Source organism: Photorhabdus stackebrandtii (assembly GCF_011189495.1).
Taxonomy (GTDB): domain Bacteria; phylum Pseudomonadota; class Gammaproteobacteria; order Enterobacterales; family Enterobacteriaceae; genus Photorhabdus; species Photorhabdus khanii.
Genome location: NZ_PUJV01000089.1, coordinates 1 through 2479, shown reverse-complemented (window position 1 = coordinate 2479; position 2479 = coordinate 1). Strand labels below are relative to the sequence as shown.

At 40.3% G+C, this 2479-nt stretch carries 5 protein-coding genes; 3 read left to right on the top strand and 2 right to left on the bottom strand.

Annotated features, from left to right (window positions below; translation table 11 throughout):
• The first annotated feature begins 177 nt into the window (after positions 1 to 177).
• Positions 178 to 438, top strand: coding sequence for a hypothetical protein (locus tag C5470_RS21610; protein ID WP_166291840.1), 261 nt, complete (start codon positions 178 to 180; stop codon positions 436 to 438).
• 295 nt (positions 439 to 733) lie between these two features.
• On the opposite strand, the gene C5470_RS21605 is transcribed toward C5470_RS21610, so the two are convergent.
• Entirely contained in the window at positions 734 to 1228 is a 495-nt protein-coding gene (locus C5470_RS21605) for a hypothetical protein (protein WP_166291838.1), read from the bottom strand.
• Positions 1229 to 1497: 269 nt separating this feature from the next.
• Between C5470_RS21605 and C5470_RS21600 the strand changes: the two genes are divergently transcribed.
• Positions 1498 to 1686 (top strand): hypothetical protein, encoded by a 189-nt coding sequence (locus tag C5470_RS21600; protein WP_166291836.1) that lies wholly within the window; start codon positions 1498 to 1500, stop codon positions 1684 to 1686.
• 14 nt (positions 1687 to 1700) lie between these two features.
• A complete protein-coding gene (locus C5470_RS21595; RefSeq protein ID WP_166291834.1) occupies positions 1701 to 1895 on the top strand; it encodes a hypothetical protein in 195 nt (64 codons plus the stop codon).
• A gap of 59 nt (positions 1896 to 1954) precedes the next feature.
• Here the strand turns inward: C5470_RS21595 and C5470_RS21590 are convergent.
• On the bottom strand, positions 1955 to 2479 hold a 525-nt coding region (locus C5470_RS21590), incomplete at its 5' end, for a conjugal transfer protein TraG N-terminal domain-containing protein (RefSeq protein ID WP_166291832.1).

Below are 2479 nucleotides of genomic sequence, written 5' to 3'. Positions count from 1 at the left end.
ATCGACGCAGCAGTAAAGTTCTTCTAAATTAAACCTGCCTGAGGATCTCCACGATTTTGTTTTCTTTGACAAAAACTTTGATCGTGCCTCAGGCACTTAGTTCCCTTCTTAAGCAAACCTCAGGTTACTTATGATTCCCAAAGAGTCGATATAAACTATGGATATAACGAACTAAAAATGGCATGGTCCCTCGTTTTAGATTCTCTTGATATCAAAGAAGCAAAAACATTAATTCGCCTAATAAATCGCAAAGGCATTGAAAGGCTATTAACAATGTCTCATGAAAAGCAAGATATCGAAAAACTTATTGACAAGCTTCAAATGAGGTCAAATTTGAAACAAGCAATCAAAGTGGCTCTTGCCGGAAATGAATCAACAGACGAAGAAATTTTACACTACGTTACCACACTAATAAATCAAGAAATAGATAAAAATTAAAACAGTCTAAAAACGGGGCATATTGAAACAGAGAGAAAAGCTAGAGTGGATGTAGATACTAAAACAATTGAACAGATTATCAGGAAAGTAATCACGAATTGCTCGGCCCCCCAAAACCCATCACTACTCAACAAGGAAGTGATTGGGTTGAGCATTATCAATATAACAGAGAAATCAGCACTTAACAGTAACAGGACGCTTTGTTAAAGTACCAGAACGCGCAGCCTGCTCGAAAGCAGCCTTGGCACGGCGCATACCCTCGATTTTACGCTCTCTTATAGACATTTGTTTAAGCTCAGAAACTCGGCGTTTTGATTGCATAACCTCTCCGCATCTCACCTAAATTGATGATGATTTCATATGGTACACCAACATTAGGCTGCTGTAAAATTCGGTCATAAAAACTCTTAAGCTTTCGCGTTTCCGCCATAGCAAAATATGCCTTAGCATCATAAAGTTGATAGTGCAGACCGATAATTTCGCTAAATGCTTTACCCAACCGCATCAAGCCCTGATACCCAAGCTTACTGAAAATAGCATCTGGCGGCGGCGGTGCGTAGAAATCACCACTGTCAAAATTCTCCAGACGGTCAAACTTTACATCATAGCAACGTTCAGGGATAGAAAAACCGACCTCTTCCGAACGCATCTGAAGGTATTCAACATCAGATATTTCAACGTCGGAAAAAATCATCACAAAATCATGATCTTCTATAGAGAAATCTAACCGGTGATACTGGATTTCTCCAACAGTAGCCTCAATAAATTCTGTCTGATGAAGAGTTGGCATTAGCTTATTATAGGTAGATTAAGAAATGAATACTGTTACCTTACAGCAATTTATACGTATTGACAAAAGCTCATAATAAGCTGAAGTTAAATGGCAAACTAAAAAACATCAACAGGTTAAAAATACAACTACTAACTTTTCGTTTAATAAGCGTTATACACAGTTCGTTTTATAACTCACACCATAGACGCCGCTCAGATTTTTGGCTAACCTAACCAGAAAATAATCATATTATTTATCTGAACATCATTTCAACAAGGGGTTACCCAATGACTAACCATCATGACACACAACGTACAATACATACTCAGATCCGGGGGCAAAAGCTGCTGGCATTTATCGCAACTTATGCCAACGTTTACATACCTGGGATGCAAATTGTGTTGCCAGATCCCATAAGCATAATCTCCCTAACTGGGTGGGGCACCTACCAATTTATTTACTTGCTGGTAGTGTAGCAATCGCTTTACTGATGGGAGCATTAATAGCAGCCGGAATGATTGTGCTAATATTTGGAATAATCCTAGGTTTTTCACTGAATAAAGGTGCAATTGATGAAAAACCTACAGATGAACAAGGTTACGGAAATCAATATCGTGATGGTGCCTATGGGTGGGGTTGGTATGATGCAACTGGTTATATTGATGTTGACAATAAAGATGAATAACTCATAAAGGAAGGGATTCCCCTCCTTAATATAATTATGTTACCTACCTATTCTATCTCCTAATTTCCCTTCCCACCCGATTTCTGAATATCAGCAGAACCATTTTTCGTTGCATTTATTACTGCATCACCCACTTTAATTCCTGCCCAAGACAACGCTCCCATCCATAATCCCGGCAGCACAATAAACATCGCTCCCATCACAAAACTCATAATGATATCGTCTGTACTATTCTGAAAACCAGCCATATTCCAGCGACTGTGCGTATCCGAACCATACAATGCCTCCAGAAGCCAGCTGTCCAGCCAGCGCGCCAGTTCCCACCAAAATGTCAGAAAGTTCAGCGCAAACATGACAAAGGTCAGCGTAATAACCGTCTTATATTCATAGACAGCAAATACTATAATCAGCGGTAATATGATAGTCACCGCCATCAGTATAACAGCCTGTACCATTGGTAATGCCTGGCGCATTGCATCAAATGCCGGAAATGCCGCCAGACTCCCCAACGACATCCCACCCAATGAAGCCAGACGGCCCACTGAATTCATCAGGGTAAAATCCGCGTTACCCCCGTAACCGGC

Excerpts from the sequence above, each read along its gene's own strand:
- C5470_RS21610 (WP_166291840.1), top strand. The coding sequence starts at position 178 with ATGGCATGGTCCCTCGTTTTAGATTCTCTTGATATCAAAGAAGCAAAA.
- C5470_RS21605 (WP_166291838.1), bottom strand. The coding sequence starts at position 1,228 with ATGCCAACTCTTCATCAGACAGAATTTATTGAGGCTACTGTTGGAGAA.
- C5470_RS21600 (WP_166291836.1), top strand. The coding sequence starts at position 1,498 with ATGACTAACCATCATGACACACAACGTACAATACATACTCAGATCCGG.
- C5470_RS21595 (WP_166291834.1), top strand. The coding sequence starts at position 1,701 with ATGGGAGCATTAATAGCAGCCGGAATGATTGTGCTAATATTTGGAATA.